Source organism: Corallococcus sp. AS-1-6, from assembly GCF_020037015.1.
GTDB lineage: Bacteria > Myxococcota > Myxococcia > Myxococcales > Myxococcaceae > Corallococcus.
Genome location: NZ_JAIQDE010000023.1, coordinates 109,567 through 126,401, shown reverse-complemented (window position 1 = coordinate 126,401; position 16,835 = coordinate 109,567). Strand labels below are relative to the sequence as shown.

Genomic DNA, 16,835 nt, shown 5'->3' with positions numbered 1-16,835 from the left:
CTACACCGGCTCCACGTGGGAGGCGGGCCCGGCGGCGGGCTCCAGGCGCGGCGCGTCCTCCGCGAGCCCCGCCGCGCACAGCCGCACCACGCACATCCACACGCAGTCCGCGAGCAGCAGGTGCACGAGCTGCATCGTCACGGGCGCCAGCAGCACCAGGTTGATGACGCCCGCGCACAACTGCGCGGCGTACACGCCGGTGAGCCACGCGGCGGCGCGCCGCACGTCCGGCGAGGGCCGCAGCCGCGCCACCTGACGGCCGCCGAACACCAGCAGCGCGCCCATGGCCACCGCGATGGCCGGGTGGAACACGCGCAGGCGCAGGAGCACGTGCGCCGTCTCCGACAGGTCCTGCTGGAAGCCGTGCGCGAGGCTGGTGGCGGGGAAGAGCGTGTCGCCCAGCGCGGCCACCGCGCCGCTGATGCCCAGCACCAGCATGCCCACGATGCTCCCGCCCAGCAGCGCGCCCACGGCGCCCTGGCCCCGGAGCGCCATGCGCGCGCGGCCCTTGGAGGCCCACACCACCAGCGTCTGCGCGCCCACCAGGAGGAAGGTGTTGGTCAGGTGCACGCCCATCCACACCGCGCGGCCCAGGCGCGCGTCCTGCGCCACGTACTTGAGCAGCACGATGCCCGCGCCCACCAGGCCCTCCGTGAGCATGAACACCAGCGCCCAGAACGCCGCCTTGCGGCCCGGGTGGCCCTTGGGGAACTCGCGGCGGCCCCAGGCGTAGAGCGCCACGGCGAGCAGCGTGGCCAGGCCGCTGGTGAGCCGGTGGGTGTACTCGATGAGCGTCTGGAGGGAGGGCGCGCGGGGCACCACCTCGCCGTTGCAGACGGGCCAGTGGTCGCCGCAGCCCGCGCCGGAGCCGGTGGCGCGCACGAACGCGCCCCAGAGGATGACGCCCAGGGTGTAGAGGAGCACGCCCTGGCTGAACCACTGGAAGCGGCGGGTGGCGGCGGTGGGAAGGGTCATCGTGCCCTCCCAGTACCGCATCCGTTCACAGGGGACCACCGCGCGCCCGCGTCCGGCCGCCCGCCGCGCGCCAATGGCTCAACACCTGCGCTTATGGGGCCACCCGCGACAGTCCCCAACCCCAGGGGAAGTTGTTAGCGTCACCTCGTGCCCCGAGACCGCGAAGCGCCCCCTGCCTCCTCGCCTCCCCACGACGCGGCCGAGCGCCTGCGCCGGCTGGAAGCGGCCATCGAGGAAGGCCGCGCGCGCAAGGACGCGGCCCTGGAGGCGTGGGTGCGCCGGATGGGCCGCCTGCCCACCGACAAGGAGCGCGACCGCTGGGAGCGGGAGTGGGAGCGCGGCGCGGAGCGGGAGCGCCAGCGATGGGAGAAGCAGTGGGAGCGCGAGTCGAAGGACGCCCTGCGCCGCGCGGAGCGGCAGGCCAAACGCGACGCGTACCTCGCCCAGCAGCAGGCGCACCGGGAGGCGAAGCGCGCGGAGAAGGCGGCGCGGGAGGAGGCCTCGCGCAACCCGGTGGTGGGCGTGGGGCAGCTCATCGTCGCGCTGGCCTGCGTGGCCACGGTGGTGCGGCTGCCGCAGCAGTACTGGTGGCTGGTGTTCGTGGCGCTCGCGTTCTTCAGGGGCGCCGCGAAGCACCTGCGCCCGAGCAACAACCCGCTGCTGACGCGCGTGGAGGAGCCGTCCGCGCCGGCGCCGGCCCAGGCGAAGGTGCCGGAGGCGCCCGCGGATCCGCGCCTGACGCGCGTGGACGCCGTCTGCGAGAAGCTGCTCGCGGAGCTGCGCGCGGGCAGGGGCGTGTTGCAGGAGATGGTGCGCTCGCCGGAGCGCACCGTGCAGGACCTGCGCAAGAGCTGCCACGAGCTCGTCCGCCGCGAGCGTGAGCTGCGCACGGTGGCGCCGCCGGAGGACGTGCGGCGGCTGGCGGACGAGCGCCAGAAGCTGGAGACGCGCCAGGCCGCGGAGGAGGACGTGGTGGTGCGCGACCGGCTGCGCGCGGCGTTGCAGGTGCTGGACGAGCAGGTGCGTCAGCGCGCGGAGCTGACGAAGTCCGCGGACCGGCTGGAGGCCGAGTTCACGCGGCTGGCGTACACGCTGGAGAACCTCTACGCCCAGGTGCTGCGGGTGCGCTCGGCGGACGCGGCGGACGCGGACGTGGCGGGCGCGGGCCTGCGCCACAGCGTGGAGCAACTGGGCGCGGAGGTGGACGCGGTGACGTCCGCGCTGGAAGAGGTGCACGGCGCGCCCGTGGATGGCCGGGTGCGCACGCGCTGACTATTCGCCCGCGTGCTTCGACGGCTGCGGGGCGCCGGACGCGCCGGTGATGCGGACGGTCTTGGCGTTGACGAACTCGCGGATGCCCAGGTCGGCCAGCTCGCGGCCGTGGCCGGAGTGCTTCACGCCGCCGAAGGGCAGGCGCGCGTCGGAGGCGACGAGCGCGTTGACGAACACCATGCCGGCCTCGATGCCGTCGATGAAGCGGCGCTGTTCGTCCGGGTCCTGGGTCCAGACGCTGGCGCCCAGGCCGAAGGGCGTGGCGTTGGCCAGCTCGATGGCGTGCTCCAGGTCGCGGGCGCGCAGGAGCGTGGCCACGGGGCCGAAGAGCTCGTCATGGAAGGCGGGGGCCTTGGGCGGCGGATCCGCCAGGACGGTGGGCGGGTAGAAGTTGCCGGGGCCGCCCTGGGGCTTGCCGCCCAGCAGGAGCCGGGTGCCGGCCTTCACGCTCTCCTGCACCTGGGCGTGCAGCCCTTCGAGGATGCCGGGCGTGGCGAGCGGGCCGACGTCGGTCTTCGGGTCCATGGGGTCACCGACCACCATGGACTTCATGCGTTCGACGAAGCGGCGTTCGAACTCCTGGGCGATGGGTTCGGCGACGATGAAGCGCTTGGCGGCGATGCAGGACTGGCCGTTGTTGATGAGGCGCGCGGACACGGCGGTGTGCACGGCCTTGTCCAGGTCCGCGCTGGGCATGACGATGAACGGATCGCTGCCGCCCAGCTCCAGGACGACCTTCTTGATGGCGCGGCCCGCGGCGGCGCCGACCGCGCGTCCGGCGCCCTCGCTGCCGGTGAGGGTGACGGCCTTCACGCGAGGGTCTTCGATGACGCGGTTCACCTCCGATGTTTCGATGAACAGGGATTGGAAGGCGCCTTCCGGGAAGCCGGCGGTGCGGAAGAGTTCTTCGAGTGCGATGGCGCACTGGGGCACGTTGCTGGCGTGCTTGAGGAGGCCCACGTTGCCGGCCATGAGGGCGGGGGCGGCGAAGCGCACGACCTGCCAGAAGGGGAAGTTCCACGGCATGATGGCGAGGACGGGGCCCAGGGGCTGGTAGCGCACGAAGGCGGTGTCGCCATCCACGTCGATGGGCGTGTCGCGCAGGAGCTTCTCGGCGCGGGTGACGTAGTAGCGGCACGCGGTGGCGGACTTGATGGACTCGGCCTTGGCGGCCTCCAGGGGTTTGCCCATCTCCTCCGTCATCATGCGGCCGAAGCGGGGGGCCTCGACCTCGAGGATCTCAGCGGCGCGGCGCATCCAGCGGGCGCGGTCGGCGAAGGGCGTCTCGCGGTAGGAGCGGAACGTGTCCGCGGCCCGTTGCAGCTTGCGCTCCAGCTCCGCGGACGAGAGCACGTCGAACGTGCGCAGCGTCTTGCCGGTGGTGGGGCTGATGGTGGCGATGGCCATGTGCGGGTGCCTCCCGGTGAGAACGTCACCGGGTGATAACAGGCCACACCCCCCTGACAATGTCCCGCTGGCCCGAGCGTCCAGGGGCGTACGCCGCGAGCCCGCGACTCAGGACTCCAGGACGATGGGAGACAGCGCGTCCGACTGGAGCGCCGAGAGGAAGCTGTCGAGGTCCTCCGCCAGCAAGTGGACGCTGGCCGTGCCCGGCCGGGCATGCGCGTCCCAGTAGAGCACCTGGCCCGTGACGGACAGGCACACCTTGTCCGCGCCTTCCGTCGTCGCGATGGGGAGCAGGCCCGGCGGGAGACGATCCCGGAAGACCTCCAGGTTCCAGTCGAGGTTGCAGGACTCGACGGGGTCATTGAGCCCGAAGAAGAAGTGGATCCGGCCGAAGGGATTCCCCGGCACGCCCTGGAGCTTGAAGAGGTCGCGCTCCGGACGGCCACCGTTGGTGGCCAGCAGGAAGTCGCGAAGTGGTGGCGGGAGCCTGAGCCCATATCGATGCTCGAACGAGTCGAGCTCCGCGTTGCTCAGCGGTGGGCCGCCTTCAGTCGTCCGCATGCGCTGAGCCATCAGGGGCCTCTTGAGAAACCGCCGGTGTGTCCTGTCCGGGCGTGAATGTCGGTGGGAACCAATTGCAGGGTGGCTCGGTCCTGATGGTGGTGCCAGGTCATTCCTTTGGGCGTTTGCTTCAAGCCCGCGGCCTTGTTCGCGGCGGCAAAGTCCCCAGCGCGCGAACCACTATAGGGAATCCGTACCTCGGCCTGCACGACTCCGGCGGCCTTGAAGTCAGGGTAGCCTTCCGCGTCGAAGGGTACCCCGGTCACGGGATGTCTCTGCCCGGCGAGGTGCGCATTCCGGATGGGTGCGTCGGTGAAGAAGCCTCCTGCCGAACCGCTGGAGTCGGTGCGGGTCGACGGTGTCCGTGGCCGCTCGTGCTCAGCCTGCGCCAACATGGCCTGGGCCTTCGCCGCGTTGCCTCGGGTTTCATGCAGGGCCAGAACACCCGCCTCGCCCCACTCGGCGGCGAGATAGGCGTTCTCCCGGCGGGCCTGGAGATACCGCAGCACGTCGCGGGCTGCATTGATGCCAAGCTGTTCCTCCAGCCGAGCCACGACGACCTTCAGCCTCTCCATGCTGAGGACAGGGTTGGGAGACTCTCGGAGCGCGCGTGCGCCCTTGCCGCCTGCATACATCGCGACCATCAGCGCTGCTGGCGCCAACTCGCGCGTGGCCTGCTCGTACCTGCCTGCGGCCAGCGACGACGCCCCTTGAGCGGTTCCCGCCATCAGGTGGAAGAACCCCAGCGGTACGCCAAAGGTCAGGTGGTCGAAACTTCCGAGCGCTACGTTGTCCGCCGAGAAATGCTGCTTCACGAGTGCTTGTTCCACCTCATCCAGGGCCTGGCGGTAGGGCTGAGGCAGTTGCTCTCGCTTGAAGGACAGGTCCAGGTAGCGGGCGCCCGCACTCACTTCGCTGCTGGAGAGTGCGTCGCGGCCGGCCCTTCCCAGGCCCCGGAGGACATCGCCGCCGCGTTCGGGACGCTCTGCGTGTGCCTCAATCATCAGGCCGCGTTCGTGCAATTGCTCGCGGACCGTGGCCATCGCGCCAAGCGTCTGGCCCAGGTGCTTGTCCTGGGCCAGCAAGTTGAGCACGGCACGCATTTCGTCATCGCACGTGGAGTGGAGGACGAAGAGGGCGAACACCTCGGCTCGGGCGACGCCGTATTGCTCCGTGGCCCTGATGAGAAAGGCCGCGCGTTTCCGGCCCAGGACCTCCGAGGCCTTCGCGTCCATCGGGCCCAAGGCTCCCAAGCGGATGGCGTCCCAGTCACTGAGCGAATCCACCAGTCGGGCCATGTCCACCCCCCGCTGCATGGCCACGAAGTTCGCGGGAGATGCGCCCTTCAGGAAGGGCGCGAGTACGTCCTCGCTGGCGTCCGGGGAATCAGGCTCGAACGGCGCGGATGCACAGCCAGTGGCCAGCAAGACGACGCATGCCAGCGTCAACCATCCATGCCATCGCATATGAGCCTCCGGCTGATGGTGGCGATGGCCAGGTGCGGGTGCCTCCCGGTGAGAACGTCACCGGGTGATAACAGGCCACACCCCCATGACAATGTCCCGCTGGCCCGAGCGTCCAGGGGCGTACGCCGCGAGCCAGCGACCGCTCCATGGGCGAACGTTCTCACGAAGGCTGTTGCAACAAGAAGGACGGGAGGTGCTTGGAAGCGCGGAAGGTCCTCGATGGTGTCTGCCTTCGACTGGTCCTGGCGGGTCCGCCGAGAGACTCGAAGCTTCACGCCTCCCTGAGCACCTGGAGCCTGTCCGACACTCGCCGCGAAAAGCCCGTGGCCAGCCCGCGCCCGCTGTCTTAAGTCACGGCCATGTCACGAGGGCCTTGGCGGTGGGTGTCGGGTTGGGATGCGATGGTGACGCGGCCCCTGGGGCTGCTCCTGCTCGTGGTCGCGTGCGTCCTGGGCTTCGTCTACCTGTCCGATGAGGTCCATGAAGGCGACACACAGGACATCGACGAGCGCATCGTGCGCTCCCTGCGCCGTCCCGAAGACCCCGCGCTCCCCCGGGGCCCGTGGTGGCTCGCGGAGAGCGCGCGCGACGTGACGTCCCTGGGCGGCTTCCCCGTCCTGTCCATCCTCACCGCGGCCGTGTGCGGCTTCCTCGTCGTGGCCCGCCGCTACCGCACCAGCCTGTTCGTGCTGGCCGCCATCGTCGGCGGGTGGATGCTCAACGCGCTGCTCAAGGGCCTCTTCAACCGCCCGCGCCCCTCGGTGGTGCCCCACCTCACCGAGACCCTGTCCACCAGCTTCCCCAGCGGCCACGCCATGCTGTCCGCCATCACCTACCTCACGCTGGGCGCGCTGCTGGCCCAGTTCTCCGAACACCGCCGCGTGAAGGTCTACCTCCTCACCGTGGCCCTGCTCCTCTCCGTCCTCGTGGGCTGCACCCGCGTGTACCTGGGCGTGCACTACCCCACGGACGTGCTCGGCGGCTGGGTGGCCGGGCTCGCGTGGGCCCTGGCCGTCACCGTCGCCGCCCGCACCGTGCGCCGCCGCAGCCCCGCCCTTCAAGAAGAGGCCCAGCGCCCCGTGGAATGAGCCTTGCGCCCACGCCCCCCTCGCAGGATGAAGGGGGCACCACCCTCTTCCGGCCCGCCCCCGTGTCCCTCGTCCCCGTGAACGCCCGCCGTCCCCAGCCGCCCGCGAGGCGCGGATGATTCAAGCGTGGCTCTGGAAGCTGGGCCTGGGACGCGGCCGGGTGCACGTCTTCTACGACGAGGCCTACCGCCTGCCCCTGTCCGGCATCGAGTCCTCCGTGGGCATCGAGCCGCGCGGCACCGACTTCACCACCTGGTACCTGCTGGAGTCCGGCGTGGTGCGCGCCGCGGACGTGCGCCACCCCGTGCCCGTGTCCTACGCGCAGCTCGCGCGCGTGCACGACGCCCGCTACCTGGAGTCCCTCTCCCACCCCGCCACCCTCGCGCGCATCTACGCCACCGACCCGTCGGAGGTCCCCGTGGACGCGCTCCTGGACAGCGTGCGGCTGGTGTGCGGCGGCACGCTGGGCGCGGCCCGGCTGGCGCTCGCGCGGCAGACGCCCGTGGTCAACATGGCCGGCGGCTTCCACCACGCGCGCCCGGACAAGGGCGGCGGCTTCTGCACCGTCAACGACATCGCCGTGGCCGTGGCGGACCTGCGCGCCTCCGGCTTCGAGGGCTCCGTGGCCGTGCTGGACCTGGACGCGCACCCGCCGGACGGCACCGCCGCGTGCCTCGCCGGCCAGCCGAAGACGTGGATCGGCTCCGTGTCCGGCAGTGACTGGGGCGTGCTGCCCCCCGGCGTGGACGAGACCCGCGTGCCGGACGGCTGCGACGACGTCACCTACGTGCAGAAGGTGAAGGACCTGCTCGCGCGGATGCCCGCCTCCGACATCACCTTCGTCATCGCCGGCGGGGACGTGCTGGCCGGGGACCGCTTCGGGCGCGTGGGCATCTCGCTCCACGGGGCGCGCAAGCGCGACGTGGCCATCGCCGCCGCGCTGCGGGGACGCGCCAGCGTGTGGCTGCCCGGCGGCGGCTACCACGCCGAGTCCTGGAAGCTGTTCGCGGGCACCGTGCTGGTGCTCGCGGGGCTGGGCCACCAGCGCATCACCGCGCGCTATGATCCGCTGAGCGCGCGCTTCCAGCGCATCGCGCACCTGCTGGATCCGGAGAACGGCAACACCGCCGGCAAGGCGCCGCACTGGGAGCCCTTCTCGCTGGAGGACCTGGAGGGCCCGCTGCGGCTGGGGCCGGAGGTGCAGCCGCGCGTGCTGGGCCACTACACCGCGCAGGGCATCGAGTACGCCCTGTTCCGCTACGGCCTGCTGTCGTACGTGGAGCGCCTGGGCTACAGCCGCCTGCGCGTGCAGGTGGCCTCCACCGGCGGCACCGGCGACCGCATCATGGTGCTGGGCCACGCGGGCGGCCGCGAGCACCTGCTGTCGGACTCGGTGGTGGAGAAGAAGGAGCTCCAGGGGGAGACCTTCCTCTTCGCCAACTGGCTGTCCCTGCGCCACCCCCGCGCGCGCTTCAGCGAGACGCGCCCGCAGCTCCCCGGCCAGGAGGTGCCCGGCCTGGGCCTGTCGCGCGAGACGACGGAGGTGCTGCTCGCCATGGCCCAGCGCCTGGGGCTGGCCGGCGTGGCCTTCCGGCCCATGTGGTACCACCTGGCCGTCGTCGCGCGAGGCCGCTTCCACTTCTCCACCCCGGAGCGCCAGGGCCGCTTCGAGGCGCTGATGCGCGACCTGTCCGCGCTGTCGCTCGTGGAGGCCACGCGCGCCGTGGCCGAGGGGCGCGTGCGCCTGGACGGCCGGCCGTACCCGTGGGAGCCGGACGAGATGCTCTGCCGCCTGTCCCCCGAGCCCCTGGACGCGGAGGCCGTGGCGCAGGAGCGCGAGCGCTGCCACTTCACCGTGGAGCCCGCGCCGGAGCCCGGCGCCGCGCCCGCCGTGAAGCCCGAGCCCCTGTGACGCCGCGGCGCCCGGCGGACGCCGGGCCCGTGGTAGTCAGGGCGCGTGGACCTGGACGCGCGACGCCGTGAACAACACAAGCTGCGGCTGTCATGGATGCCGTGGCTGTACTTCAGCCTCAAGCCGCGCCACCGCGAGTGGGCGGAGGCCTGGCAGCGCGAGGTGCAGGACCGCCTGCGCGCGCTGGAGACCGTTGAAATCGCCGAAGGATGTTTCATCGCCCCGGAGGCGCGCATCTTCGCGGAGCCCGGCCGCACCGTGCGCATCGGGCCGGGGTGCAGCATCGGCGCGGACGCCTTCGTGCACGGGCCCGTGGAGCTGGGGCCGCGCGTCAGCCTCAACGCGCGCGTCAGCCTGGACGGCGGCGCGTGCGGCATCCGCATCGGCGAGGGCAGCCGCATCGCCACCGGCGCCACGCTCTACGCCTTCGACCACGGGCTCGCGCCGGACCGCCCCGTGCGCGAACAGCCCGTCACCTCGAAGGGCATCGTGATCGGCGAGGACGTCTGGGTGGGCGCCAACGCGGGCATCACCGACGGCGTCACCGTGGGCGACCACGCGGTGATTGGCATGGGCGCCGTCGTCACCCGCGACGTGCCCCCGTGGGCCATCGTCGGTGGCGTGCCTGCACGCCTGCTCGGGGATCGCCGTCAACGCCCACGTTCCGGAATTCCCGGGGGCTGGGAGCCCCCAGACTCCGAGGGAAACCCATGAGTCCCGGGTGGGTCCATTGACTTTGAAACATTCGAGCGCCCTATGCTTCGGGCCGCGGTGAGACGGAGAGAGGGCTCGGGCCTGGATGCACCGGGTGGGTTTCCCTCCAATCCAGGTTTCATTCCGTCTCATCCGTGATGAAGGAGGCCGCGGTGGCGCAGGAGCAACGCGAAACGGGGAGCGCCGCTGCTCTGGGGCAGTCATCCGGGGCGAGCGACCTCGTGGACACGCGTCGTTTCCAGCGCGCCGGGTCGCTGCTTCGCGAGGCGCTCTTCGAACTGGACGCCGCGGGCCGGCTCGTCCTGGCGACCCCCGCCTGGGAGCGCCTGGTCGGCGCGCCCGTGCACGCGTGGCTGGGCCGCTCGCTGGTGGAGCTGTTCCACCCGGAGGACCGGGACCAGGCGCGGGTGCTGCTGCGCACGGCGCTGTCGCGCACGGACGTGCCCTCGCGGCTGGAGCTGCGGCTGACGGGCGGCGCGCAGCCGCGCTGGGTGGAGCTGTCCGCGACGGGGGACCCGGAGCACCTGGGCGGCGTGCTGGGCACGCTGGTGGAGGTCACCCCGCGCCGCCTGGCGGAGGAGGCCGCCGCCACGCGCGAGCGCTACCTGGGCGCGATGGTGGAGGTGCAGCGGCGGCTGCTCACGCCGGAGTCCGCCGGGGACCTGTACAGCTCCATCCTGGAGCCGCTGGGCCGCGTCGCGGGCGCCAGCCGCGCCTACGTCTTCGAGTTCCACCGCGACGCCTCTGGCCGGATGCTCCAGTCCCAGCGCGCGGAGTGGTGCGCGCCCGGCATCTCGCGCGAGCTGGACAACCCGGACACGCAGGCGTGGCCCATTGATCAGGCCTTCACGCTGCCCCAGTTGGAGCAGCTCCACCGGGGCGAGGCCGTGCAGGGCTCGCCGGAGGACTTCGGCGCGGACAACGCGCCGGTGCTCCTGGCGCAGGGCATCCGGTCGCTGCTGGTGCTGCCCCTGCTGGTGCACGGCGAGCCGTTCGGCTTCATCGGCTTCGACAACTGCGACGACGCGCGGCCCTGGTCGCACGTGGAGGTGAAGCTGTTGTCCGGCGCGGCGGGCGCGCTGTCGCTGGCGCTGGAGCAGCACACCACCAACGCGCTGCGCGTGCGCACGGAGACGGCGCTGCGCCGCACGGAGGCCGGCTTCCACCTGCTCATCGAAGGGTTCCCGGACCCGGTGGTGGTGCACACCACGGACGGCATGCTCCTGTCGGTGAACCCGGCCATGGCCAACTACCTGGGCTACCAGGACCCGGCGGAGCTGCTGGGCCGGCACCTGCTGGGCCTGGTGCGGCGCGAGGACCAGGAGGTCGCGCGCCGCCACCTGGAGGAGGCGCAGGACGGGGCGCTGGCGGCCCGCTCGCACGAGGTGCCGCTGGTGCGCCGCGACGGGCAGGTGGTGAGCGCGGACCTGGTGACGCTGGGCGTGCTCTTCGACGGGGTGCCCGCGCGCGTGACGGTGGCGCGCGACTTCACCGAGCGCAAGCACATGCAGGCGCAGCTCATGCTGGGGGACCGGCTGGCGTCCATGGGCATGCTGGCCGCGGGCATCGCGCACGAGCTGAACAACCCGCTGTCCTACGTGCTCTCCAACCTGGAGTTCCTGCACCGCGCGCTGGGCCCCATGCCCCGGCCCCTGGCCGCCGAGGAGCTGCTGGAGTACCAGCAGGTGCTGGACGACGCGCGCGAGGGCTCCGAGCGGATGCGGCAGATCGTCCGCCAGCTCAAGGTCTTCTCCCGCGTGGACGACGCGCACGAGGAGGCGGTGGACCTGCACCGCGTGCTGGACTCCGTCGCGCAGATGGCGGCCAGTGAAATCCGGCCGCGCGCCCGGCTGGTGAAGCAGTACGGCGCCGTGCCGACGGTGCGCGCCAACGAGGGCAAGCTGTTCCAGGTCTTCCTCAACCTGGTCATCAACGCCGCGCACGCGATTCCAGAGGGCTTCACGGACGAGCACGAGATCCGGCTCATCACCCGCGTGGACGACGACGGCCGGGTGCTGGTGGAGGTGCGCGACACGGGCCGGGGCATCGCGCCGGAGCTGCTGCGCCGCATCTTCGACCCCTTCTTCACCACCAAGGCGCCGGGCCAGGGCACCGGCCTGGGCCTGTCCATCTGCGACACCATCGTGCGCGCGCTGGGCGGCACCATCGCCGCGGAGTCCACGCCGGGCCACGGCGCCACCTTCCGCGTCACCCTGCACGTCGCCGCGCGGCCCGCACTCGAGGTCTGAGCGGCTGGGCGTCCGCGCGTCCGTGCGGAGGAGCGGGCCGCCCGTCCGCTGCCGCGAAATGGACTGAATCCGCCGCGCTCCCGTGTTCGAGTGTGGAGCGCCGGACGGCCCGCCCTCGCGTGCGCTGCCCTCCAGGGGGCGGCGGCGACACGCTGGGGCCCCGCCGCCGCAGGGGGCCTTCCCTTCCGGAAGGCCGTGGAGGATGCCATGCGCACGCTGAACGCCCGCCTCGCTCCCGTGCTCGGGTTGCTGCTGGGCTGCGTGCTGACGCTGGGCCCGGGCGCCGCCCCCCGGCTGTCCACGGCGGACGCGCAGGAGGGAGCGGCGCGGGCGGACGCGTGCGCGGGCTCCGCGAACTTCCTCATCGGCGCGGCGCGCTCGGACATCACCGGCCCCGCGGCGGAGGTGGGGATGATGGGCTACGGGCAGGTGGGCCAGAAGACGGAGGGCATCCACCAGCGGCTGTACTCGCGGGCGTTCGTCATCGCCTCGCCGTGCAACGGCCGCCGCGTGGCCTTCGTCAGCGCGGACCTGGGCATGGTGTTCCAGGCGGTGAAGCAGCAGGTGGTGGAGCGGCTGCGCTCGAAGCTGGGCGACACCTTCTCCGACGACAACGTGCTGCTCAGCGCCACGCACACGCACTCCGGGCCGGGCGGCTTCAGCCACTACACGTTCTACAACCTGACCACCTTCGGCTTCGTGCCCCAGAACTTCGAGGCCATCGTCTCCGGCATCACGGACTCCATCCTCCGCGCCAACGCGCGCCTGGCGGAGGGGTCGCTGCGGCTGTCCTCGGGCGACCTGCACGGCGCCAGCGCCAACCGCTCGCCGGAGGCCTACCTGCGCAACCCCGAGTCCGAGCGCGTCCGCTACCCCGGCAACGTGGACACGCGCATGACGCTGCTCCGGATGACGGGGGCGGACGGGCGCGAGCTGGGGCTCGTCAACTGGTTCGCCGTGCACGCCACGTCCTTCGGCAACACCAACCACCTCATCACCGGCGACAACAAGGGGCTGGCGGCGCACGCGTTCGAGGTGGAGCAGGGCGGACGGACGCCCGGAGGGCCGGACACCTTCGTCGCGGCGTTCGCGAACTCGAACGAGGGCGACGTCACGCCCAACATCCTGGGCGGCACCAACGGCGGCGGCGCGAACGACTTCGAGGACGCCGCCATCTCCGCGAAGAAGCAGTACGACTTCGCCGCGCACCTGTGGTCCCACGCCGCGATGCCGGTGATGGGCGGCGTGGACTACCGGCACACCTACGTGAAGATGGACGCGGTGGACGTCGCGCCCGCGTTCGCGGACGGCGGCGAGCACCGCACCTGCCCCGCGGCCATCGGCCTGTCCATGCTGGCGGGCGCGGAGGACGGGCCGGGCTTCGGCGCGGAAGGGGCCACGTGCGAGAACGTGCACGACCTGTGGAGCCAGTTCTCCTGCTCCGCCGTCACCACGCCCTGCCAGGGGGAGAAGCCCATCGTCCTGGAGATGGGCACCATGAAGCCCTACCCGTGGTCCCCGGAGGTGCTGCCCCTGCAGGTGGTGACGGTGGGGCCGCTGGCGCTGGTGGCGGTGCCCTTCGAGATGACCACCATGGCGGGCCGCCGGCTGCGCGACACGGTGCGCGCGCAGCTCCAGGGCCTGGGCGTGACGGACGTGGTCATCGCGGGGCCGGCCAACGCCTACTCGGGCTACGTGGCCACCCGCGAGGAGTACGCGCGCCAGGACTACGAGGGCGCGTCCACGCACTTCGGCCCGTGGACGCTGGCGGCGCTGCAGCAGTCCTTCGCGGGGCTCGCGGCCTCCTTGCGCGAAGGGGTGGCCGTGGCGCCCGGCCCCACGCCGCGCGACCTGCGCAAGGCGGTGGTGGGGCTGCAGCCCGGCGTGGTGTTCGACGACAAGCTGCTCTGGGTGGACTTCGGCGCCGTCGCGGAGGAGGCGAAGGCGTCCTACGCGCGCGGCGACACGGCGAGCGTCACCTTCTGGGGCGGCCATCCGCGCAACGACCTGAAGACGGGCGGCACCTTCCTGCGCGTGCAGCGGCGGGAGCTGGACGGTACGTGGCGGGACGTGGCGAACGACGGGGACGGCGTCGCGCTGTACCACTGGCAGCGCGAGTACTGCGTGCCCACGCTCGCGTGCTCGCAGGTGCGCATCACGTGGCCCATTCCCCGGGACACGCCGCCGGGCACGTACCGGCTGGTGCACGAGGGGAACTGGAAGTCCGGCTGGGACGGGCGCATCCACCCGTACTCGGGGAGCTCGCGCCCGTTCACCGTGCGCTAGCGCGCGCCCGTCAGTCGCAGGAGCCGTCCGGGTTGCACCGCTTCTCGCACTTCTTGCAGGCCTCGCCGCCCTTGCCGCACTGGCCCTTGTTGGGCGCGGAGATGCAACTGTTGCCAGCGCAGCAGCCATTGCAGGTGGACGGGTCACAGCGGCACGCGCCATCGATGCACGCCAGTCCCGGGCCGCAGGCGTTGCTGCTGTTGCAGTAGCACCGGCCTGCGTCGCAGCGGTTGGCGTTGGTGCCGCAGGCGGGGCCGGTGCCGCAGCCGCAGGCGCCGCGGTCGGTGCAGGTGTCGGCCCGGGCCGTGTCGCAGGCCTCGCACGCGACGCCGCCCACGCCGCAGGTGCGCACGGTGCGGGACGTGCACACGCCGTCGCGGCAGCAGCCGTCCGGGCAGTCCACGCAGAAGGTGCCGCCGTGGGAGGCGGTCAGCCGCACGGTGACCTCCACCTCGTAGCCGTCGCGCACGGTGGCGGTGGCCTCGCCGGTGGCGACCATGGCGTCGTCGCGCAGGCCGTCCACGCGGACGGTGGCCCGGGTGCCGTGGGCCGCGCCGTCCAGGAGGACGCGGAACGTCTCGCCGTTCACGAGCGCGCGGCTGGAGTCCTCGGGCAGCAGGGTCGTGGGCACGGAGGCGCCGTCCGCGGTGGCGGCGACGCGCAGCCGGGTGAGGTTGAGGGAGGGCTCGAACTCGGCGGTGACGAAGAGCGCGGTGCCCGCGGCGGCGGCGGGGTCCCGGCAGGCGGCGAGGGACACCAGCGCGAGCAGGCCGCTGCACAGGAGGAGCCGGGCAGGTGTCCGGCCGGGGGTTGCTCCCACGGAAGTCATGATGGCGTGGGAGGGTAATGGTTCCTCCGTCGTGAAGTGGAAGTCATCTGGGACGCGGGGGTGATGGCGTTGGACAGCGGACGCTCACCTCCGGTGTGTCACCGGCCGTGCATCTCGCGTGGCACGCGGAGCGGGAAGGCCGCAGCATGAGGGAGCGCGCGAGACCCGAGGGAGGCGGCAACGGCATGGTGGTCATCGTCATGGGGGTGTCAGGCACCGGGAAGTCCACGGTGGGCCGGGCGCTCGCGGACCGGCTGGGGTGGACGTTCGTGGACGCGGACGACCTGCACTCGGTGGAGAACCGCCGGAAGATGGCCGCGGGCACGGCGCTGACGGACGTGGACCGGCAGCCCTGGCTGGAGCTGTTGCGCGCGAGGATGGAGAAGGCGCTGGAGGCGGACGAGGACCTGGTGCTGGCCTTCTCCGGCCTCAAGGCCCTCTACCGCGCCAGGCTCACCGTGGATGCGACGCGCGAGCGCTGGGTGTACCTGCACGCGCCCGCGTCCGTCATCCGCGAGCGGCTCCAGCGGCGCGAGGGCCACTTCATGCCGGCGTCGCTGCTCCAGAGCCAGTTGGAGACGCTGGAGGCGCCCGGCGACGCGTTCACCGTGGACGTGACGCCGCCGCCGGAGGACGTCGTGCAGCACGTCCTGGACGGGTTGGCGCTGAGGCCTGGGGTGGGTGTGCGCGCGGGAAAGTGACTTGGTTGCTGAATGTCAGCAGGGGAGTGCAGAATGGCCGCCTGCTTACGCTTGACCACATCCCGGTCGTAGGGGGTGCTGGTTGCCGCTACTGACGTTATATTGCACACGCCCATGTCGACTTCCGCAGCACTCCCTTCCGCTTTATCTCTGCCCAGTGGGCCCGGGCTTCTGGCGCTCGTGGAGCGGGTCATTGCTCTCGTGACGCGGGAGCGGATGACCGCACAGGAGCGGGCGTTCATCGAGCAGATGCGTGAACTTGGGGGCACCTTCGGTGCCTATGTCCTCGAAGCTGAAGACCGGGATGACCTGATCACCCGGATCGATGCAGTGGTTGGAGACCCCCGGTTTTACGTGGCACAGCAAAACATCAGGGAAGGCGACGCCTTTGGAGGGCTTCCTGAACTGGTGGGTGAGTTCGAAGAAATAGTGGCGGAGGATGAGATCCCAGACGCGATGGTGCAGGCCTTGGGCCCTGCATCGACTCCTTTTCTGCGCGACCTTCATCGGAACCTCTCGGAAACCTTCAGATGCTTGGTGCACCTGCTGGAAACCATGCCTCCGGACGCCGAGGCGCCTCCTGCTGTAGAGACGTTCGTTGATTTGAACGAGGATGGAGATCCGCTTGCGTTCATCAGCTCGCCAGATGTTCCAATCCCAGTAGCGGAGGCCCTGCTCGCATCAATGAGGCTCAACGCCCTCTTCTTGGCGTTGGTGGCTCTGTTGTTCAAACAGGGGGCGGCCGAGCCCTGGCTCAAGCTCGCTATTTCTGAATTGCTGGCCAGCTCAAGCAAGCAGGGGCTGGCGCTCGCAGCAGTCATGTCCGGCGCCGAGGTTTCGGTTGATCTCCTGCCGATGGATGAGCGGCTCGACCTGACGGGGCTCGAACAGCATTCGAAGGCCGTTCAGTCGGCCTATGCGCGATTCAACATGGCCGCGGAGCGCTCGGGTGAGCCGGTATTTCCCTCCTCCTCCTAAGCCTCAATTGCGCAACCGTGGAGTGGTGATGGTGGATGTGGGTGGCAAGCCCCATCCCGCCATTGTCGTCCAGATTTTTCCTGACGAGGAGCGTGTGGTCGTTCTGTGTGGCACCGGGACCAAGCGCTATGAATTGGCTGGCATTGAAGTGCAGAGCAGTTCTGCCGCAGGCAAGGCCTTGAGGCTTTCCAAGGACACGTTCTTCTACGCCACGAATCTGCGCAGCGTTCGTCTGGGACATGCCGAGGTCAAAGAGGGCTCTTGCCCTCCTTCGCTCTTCCTGCAGGTGAGGTACTTGGTCGAAGGCGCGCTGAGAATCCTCACCTCAGCCGAGAAGGAGAAAGATCTCTCCGAGGACGCACGTCCCCGTCCTGCCGCGACCTCCGAGCAGACCTGA

General features: G+C 71.3%; 14 protein-coding genes. 9 read left to right on the top strand and 5 right to left on the bottom strand.

Features of this window, described 5'->3' with window-relative positions:
- Window positions 1–975, bottom strand: coding sequence for a COX15/CtaA family protein (locus tag K8612_RS27665; RefSeq protein ID WP_223764482.1), 975 nt, complete (start codon window positions 973–975; stop codon window positions 1–3).
- A 147-nt stretch (window positions 976–1,122) separates the two neighbouring features.
- Here K8612_RS27665 and K8612_RS27660 point away from each other — a divergent pair, with 147 nt between their 5' ends.
- Window positions 1,123–2,247 carry a hypothetical protein gene (locus tag K8612_RS27660; protein WP_223764481.1) on the top strand — a complete coding sequence of 375 codons (1,125 nt, stop codon included), beginning with the start codon at window positions 1,123–1,125 and terminating at the stop codon, window positions 2,245–2,247.
- Here the strand turns inward: K8612_RS27660 and K8612_RS27655 are convergent, their stop codons facing one another.
- The 3 genes from K8612_RS27655 to K8612_RS27640 all read right to left on the bottom strand — a co-directional run bounded on the left by K8612_RS27655 (window position 2,248) and on the right by K8612_RS27640 (window position 5,663).
- On the bottom strand, window positions 2,248–3,654 hold the full coding sequence (locus tag K8612_RS27655) for an NAD-dependent succinate-semialdehyde dehydrogenase (RefSeq protein WP_223764480.1): 1,407 nt from the start codon (window positions 3,652–3,654) through the stop codon (window positions 2,248–2,250). It abuts the gene before it with no gap.
- A gap of 108 nt (window positions 3,655–3,762) precedes the next feature.
- The gene (locus tag K8612_RS27650; protein ID WP_223764479.1) at window positions 3,763–4,227 is read right to left on the bottom strand and encodes an SMI1/KNR4 family protein; all 465 of its coding nucleotides are present in this window, start codon (window positions 4,225–4,227) and stop codon (window positions 3,763–3,765) included.
- The gene (locus tag K8612_RS27640; protein ID WP_306799732.1) at window positions 4,227–5,663 is read right to left on the bottom strand and encodes an HNH endonuclease; all 1,437 of its coding nucleotides are present in this window, start codon (window positions 5,661–5,663) and stop codon (window positions 4,227–4,229) included. The genes K8612_RS27650 and K8612_RS27640 overlap by 1 nt, the downstream gene beginning before the upstream one ends.
- Window positions 5,664–6,040: 377 nt before the next feature.
- Between K8612_RS27640 and K8612_RS27635 the strand changes: the two genes are divergently transcribed.
- The 5 genes from K8612_RS27635 to K8612_RS27615 all read left to right on the top strand — a co-directional run bounded on the left by K8612_RS27635 (window position 6,041) and on the right by K8612_RS27615 (window position 13,930).
- A complete protein-coding gene (locus tag K8612_RS27635) occupies window positions 6,041–6,769 on the top strand; it encodes a phosphatase PAP2 family protein (RefSeq protein WP_223739463.1) in 729 nt (242 codons plus the stop codon).
- Window positions 6,770–6,884: 115 nt separating this feature from the next.
- Entirely contained in the window at window positions 6,885–8,681 is a 1,797-nt protein-coding gene (locus K8612_RS27630) for a histone deacetylase (RefSeq protein WP_223739462.1), read from the top strand.
- Window positions 8,682–8,726: 45 nt separating this feature from the next.
- Window positions 8,727–9,395, top strand: coding sequence for an acyltransferase (locus tag K8612_RS27625; protein ID WP_223739461.1), 669 nt, complete (start codon window positions 8,727–8,729; stop codon window positions 9,393–9,395).
- A 221-nt stretch (window positions 9,396–9,616) separates the two neighbouring features.
- The gene (locus K8612_RS27620; protein ID WP_223739460.1) at window positions 9,617–11,644 is read left to right on the top strand and encodes an ATP-binding protein; all 2,028 of its coding nucleotides are present in this window, start codon (window positions 9,617–9,619) and stop codon (window positions 11,642–11,644) included.
- A 207-nt stretch (window positions 11,645–11,851) separates the two neighbouring features.
- Window positions 11,852–13,930 (top strand): neutral/alkaline ceramidase, encoded by a 2,079-nt coding sequence (locus tag K8612_RS27615; RefSeq protein ID WP_223739459.1) that lies wholly within the window; start codon window positions 11,852–11,854, stop codon window positions 13,928–13,930.
- Window positions 13,931–13,940: 10 nt separating this feature from the next.
- On the opposite strand, the gene K8612_RS27610 is transcribed toward K8612_RS27615, so the two are convergent.
- On the bottom strand, window positions 13,941–14,750 hold the full coding sequence (locus K8612_RS27610) for a hypothetical protein (RefSeq protein WP_223764478.1): 810 nt from the start codon (window positions 14,748–14,750) through the stop codon (window positions 13,941–13,943).
- Between the two features lie 194 nt (window positions 14,751–14,944).
- On the opposite strand from K8612_RS27610, the gene K8612_RS27605 reads away from it, so the two are divergent.
- The 3 genes from K8612_RS27605 to K8612_RS27595 all read left to right on the top strand — a co-directional run bounded on the left by K8612_RS27605 (window position 14,945) and on the right by K8612_RS27595 (window position 16,835).
- Window positions 14,945–15,460 carry a gluconokinase gene (locus K8612_RS27605; RefSeq protein WP_223739739.1) on the top strand — a complete coding sequence of 172 codons (516 nt, stop codon included), beginning with the start codon at window positions 14,945–14,947 and terminating at the stop codon, window positions 15,458–15,460.
- 114 nt (window positions 15,461–15,574) lie between these two features.
- A complete protein-coding gene (locus K8612_RS27600; RefSeq protein ID WP_223764477.1) occupies window positions 15,575–16,438 on the top strand; it encodes a hypothetical protein in 864 nt (287 codons plus the stop codon).
- A 28-nt stretch (window positions 16,439–16,466) separates the two neighbouring features.
- Window positions 16,467–16,835, top strand: a complete 369-nt coding sequence (locus K8612_RS27595) for a hypothetical protein (RefSeq protein WP_223739456.1) — start codon at window positions 16,467–16,469, stop codon at window positions 16,833–16,835.

Excerpts from the sequence above, each read along its gene's own strand:
- K8612_RS27605 (WP_223739739.1), top strand. The coding sequence starts at position 14,945 with ATGGTGGTCATCGTCATGGGGGTGTCAGGCACCGGGAAGTCCACGGTG.
- K8612_RS27650 (WP_223764479.1), bottom strand. The coding sequence starts at position 4,227 with ATGGCTCAGCGCATGCGGACGACTGAAGGCGGCCCACCGCTGAGCAAC.
- K8612_RS27655 (WP_223764480.1), bottom strand. The coding sequence starts at position 3,654 with ATGGCCATCGCCACCATCAGCCCCACCACCGGCAAGACGCTGCGCACG.
- K8612_RS27665 (WP_223764482.1), bottom strand. The coding sequence starts at position 975 with ATGACCCTTCCCACCGCCGCCACCCGCCGCTTCCAGTGGTTCAGCCAG.
- K8612_RS27630 (WP_223739462.1), top strand. The coding sequence starts at position 6,885 with ATGATTCAAGCGTGGCTCTGGAAGCTGGGCCTGGGACGCGGCCGGGTG.
- K8612_RS27595 (WP_223739456.1), top strand. The coding sequence starts at position 16,467 with ATGGTGGATGTGGGTGGCAAGCCCCATCCCGCCATTGTCGTCCAGATT.
- K8612_RS27615 (WP_223739459.1), top strand. The coding sequence starts at position 11,852 with ATGCGCACGCTGAACGCCCGCCTCGCTCCCGTGCTCGGGTTGCTGCTG.
- K8612_RS27635 (WP_223739463.1), top strand. The coding sequence starts at position 6,041 with ATGTCACGAGGGCCTTGGCGGTGGGTGTCGGGTTGGGATGCGATGGTG.
- K8612_RS27600 (WP_223764477.1), top strand. The coding sequence starts at position 15,575 with ATGTCGACTTCCGCAGCACTCCCTTCCGCTTTATCTCTGCCCAGTGGG.